Raw genomic sequence first — 3,385 nt, 5'->3', positions numbered from 1 at the left:
GGTCACAGTGGCCGTCGCCGTCGTCGGAACGCTGGTCGCGTCCGCCACCGGTGGCGCGGGCACCTGGCAGGTCGACGCGTCGCTCATCGTTGCGTCACGACACCCCGGGATGGGTGACGCAAACCTCTTGATCAACCGGGGGGTGGGGTGGGGGTGGGGTGGGGGTGCAGGGCTAGGGGGCGGTGGTCTCGTTGCAGGGGACGCCGATGCCGAGGTTGACGCGGTCGGTCTGGCCGTTCGACGTCACGATGAGCGGTACGCAGGCGGGCTGCGCGACCCAGGTGCCGCCGACGAAGGCCATCCACTGAGCCTGCCCACCCTCCGGCGCGCAGGCGTGCACGGTCACGGCCGCAGCGGGCGTGCCGGTGCCGCCCCAGCCGAGCCGGGCCCTGTCCTGCCAGGCCGGTGCCACCCGCAGGTCGACGACTGTGCCGGCGCGGACGACGAGCCCCCATTTGGCGAACAGCCGTGCCGCTGGATCGGCCTCCCCGGAATCTTGCGCCGACATCACGGGCGCGGTGGGCACCGCCACGTCTTCGCCCACCAACCGGTAGCCCGCCGGCGGTGCTGGCAGCGTGTCGACCGATGTCGTGCAGGGTGACCCACCACCACTGGCGTCCGTCGACGGCCCCGCACCGGTGGCCGGCGGGGTGGCGTGCCGGCGCGAGTCACCCGTGGGCGTGCAGGCGGCCAGGGCCACCACCAGGCTCAGGAAGCCCCACCAGACGACCGGCCTGGTTCGGCTGCCCGGCGCGGGATCCGGAAGGGCCGGGGCACACGGAGGCCGGGTCGCACCGGCATGGGCACTCATCAGACATTCATAGCTGGTCGCCGGGCCCAGCGCGGTCCTGGCCGGCAGGGCTCGCCGCCCATCTGACCACCGCATCCGGGGCGCCAACTCGAAGTGGCGGGCCAACTCAGCGCTGACGGCTGGCGTCGCGATGGTTACGGTCGTGAATGCCGAGGTTCCCGACCGTTCGAGGAGTGATCCCATGCCCGCCTCTCCGTCCCGGCTCTTCGCCGAGATAGCGACGGCCGAACCACCAGCCGAGACCAGAGTGGTCATGCGACGGGCGGTGGTGCTCGGTGGCAGCATGGCCGGGTTGCTGGCGGCCCGGGTGTTGAGCGACCACGCCGAGGAAGTGCTGATCATCGAACGGGATCCGTCCGATGTCGACGCCGGTCCACGGCCGGGCGTGCCCCAGGGCAGTCAGGTGCACGCGCTGCTGCCCGCCGGTCAGGTCCAGTTGGAGCGCTGGTTTCCCGGCATCGCCGACGAGGCGCTCGCGCTCGGCGCCCCGCCCCCACCGAGCGACCCGGGCACGGCGAAGGTCTTCGTGAACGGCATGTTGGGTCTGCCGCCCGCGGCGACCGGCACCGGGCCGGCGCTGATCACCACGCGTCCGTTCCTGGAGGCGTTGGTCCGCCGACGCACCCTCGCCATCGACAACATCCGCATGGTGTACGGCCGGGCGGAGGGTCTGCTCTTCGACGAGCGGCGGGTCAATGGCGCCCGGTACGTGCCCGAGGGCGGCACCGAGCCCGTCGTCGAAGCGGCGGACCTGGTGGTCGACGCGATGGGGCGGTCCAGCCGGTTGAGCGACTGGCTGGCCGAGCACGGGTGGCCGCGCCCGCCGCTGCACCGCATGCCGATCAAGCTGAACTACGCCACGGCGCTCTTCAAGCGCGACGAGGAGGTCAGCGACGCCTGGGTGGCGGTCTTCCACACCATGGCGGGCAAGGGACGTACCGCCCGGATCGGTGGGATCAACTCGGTCGAGGGGGACCGCTGGATCATGCTGGTGGCCGGCTACGACGGGGACCGGCCCAGCCGTGACGTCGCCGACTTCACCACCCGTTGCCGGGAGCACTACCCGCAGATGTTCGGCGACATCGCCGAACACGGGGAGATGCTCGGCGGGGTGGTCACGTACCACCAGGCGGACAGTCGACGCCGAGACTTCCACAAGCTCGACCGTCTGCCCGCCGGGTTGGTCGCCGCCGGCGACGCGGTCGCCTCCTTCAACCCGGTGTACGGCCAGGGCATGACCTCCGCGACACTGCACGCCTCCTGCCTGTCGAAGTACCTGCGCTCCGGTCCGAGGCCGCACGACGAGCCCGCGCACGCGTACTTCGACCAGGTCCGCGTGGTGGTCGACGCCGCCTGGCAGATCTCCACCACCGCCGACATCGAGCTGCCGCACGTCGACGGGCCGTACCCGCCCGGCTACAGGGTCACCAAGTGGTTCGGGGACCTGCTCTTCCGGGCGTCGCTGACCGACCCGGTGCTCAACGCCCGGTTGGGTCGGGTCACCACCATGCTCGACCACCCGGCCGCCCTGAGTCGCCCCGGCACCCTGTTCCGGGCCCTCCGGCTCGGCCTGCTCGGCGGCTCCCGGCGGTGATTCGTCGCCAAACGCGCCGCCGGTCGCGAGGCGCGGTGAAGAATGGTGGGCCGGGGAGGGGTGCAGCGACGAACCGGGGGAGCGGTAGTGCTCGCAACCAGCCTCCTTGGCCGGCTTCGCCGCCGTGACCCGGGTGACGCCGTCCTGCGGCGGGCGGTCCGGCTGACGCTCGTCGCGTCCGTCGTCTTCTACGGCTGCCGGTACGGCGCGGGCAGCTCGACGCTCGCCACGTACGGACTGTTCGGCACGATCGCCGCCGGGTCGTTCGCGCAGCTACCTGGTCCGGCGCCGCAACGGGCGCGGATCCTCGTGCTGTCGCTGCCGGTGGTGTGGGCGCTCATCGCGATGGGCTCGCTGTTGGCGTGGAGCACCTGGGCGGCCGCCGGTGGCATGCTGGTCGTCGGTTTCGTGGTGGCGTTCGCCGGGGTCGGCAACCCGCGCCTGGTGGGGTTGGCCAGCGCGTTTCAGCTCTTCTACATCCTGGCGTCGTTCCCGCCGTACCAACCGGACACCCTGCCGGAGCGACTCGGTGGGGTGACCCTTGCAGTCGTGCTGCTCGCCGCGGCCGAGGTGTTCCTCTGGCCCGACCCGGTGCCGGTCTCCTACCGGCAGCGCCTGGCCGAGGCGGCCGACGGCGTCGCCGCCTTCCTCGACGCCACCGCCGAGCGGCTGACCGACCCGCACGCCGCCGTGGGTGATCGGAACGCGCGACGCGAGCGGGCGCACGACGTGGTGGCGGCGATCGCGCTGAACCGCAGCCCTCCGGCGTGGGCGCCCACCGCGGCGGGCGCTCAGGATCGGGCGTTGCGGATCAGCGGGGCAGCGTTACGGGAGGTGCTCGCCGACGCGGACCGGTTGGCGGCGGACGCCCCGCCGGAGCCGATCCCGGACCTGGCAGCGGCGCGTCTGCTGCGCTCGTGCGCGGACACCACCCGCGCGGCCGGCCGGAGCCTGTCGCCGGGTGCCCCGGCGGTGGCCCC

General features: G+C 72.9%; 2 protein-coding genes and 1 pseudogene. 2 read left to right on the top strand and 1 reads right to left on the bottom strand.

The genetic code is table 11. The features are described from left to right. Positions 1-172: 172 nt before the first annotated feature. Positions 173-811: a hypothetical protein gene (locus ABZ749_RS32165; protein ID WP_357234473.1), complete on the bottom strand. Its 639-nt coding sequence runs from the start codon at positions 809-811 to the stop codon at positions 173-175. Between the two features lie 181 nt (positions 812-992). Here ABZ749_RS32165 and ABZ749_RS32160 point away from each other — a divergent pair, with 181 nt between their 5' ends. Beyond that, a complete protein-coding gene (locus ABZ749_RS32160; protein ID WP_357234470.1) occupies positions 993-2,405 on the top strand; it encodes an FAD-dependent oxidoreductase in 1,413 nt (470 codons plus the stop codon). Between the two features lie 87 nt (positions 2,406-2,492). After that, positions 2,493-3,385: pseudogene (locus tag ABZ749_RS32155) on the top strand (FUSC family protein); the annotation flags it as partial.

The sequence above is a fragment of the Micromonospora sp. NPDC047753 genome (assembly GCF_040642735.1).
GTDB lineage: Bacteria > Actinomycetota > Actinomycetes > Mycobacteriales > Micromonosporaceae > Micromonospora.
This window is presented reverse-complemented; position numbering and strand designations above follow the sequence as displayed.

What these genes read in the sequence shown, in the direction of transcription:
- ABZ749_RS32165 (WP_357234473.1), bottom strand. Translation starts at nt 811, where the DNA reads ATGAGTGCCCATGCCGGTGCGACCCGGCCTCCGTGTGCCCCGGCCCTT.
- ABZ749_RS32160 (WP_357234470.1), top strand. Translation starts at nt 993, where the DNA reads ATGCCCGCCTCTCCGTCCCGGCTCTTCGCCGAGATAGCGACGGCCGAA.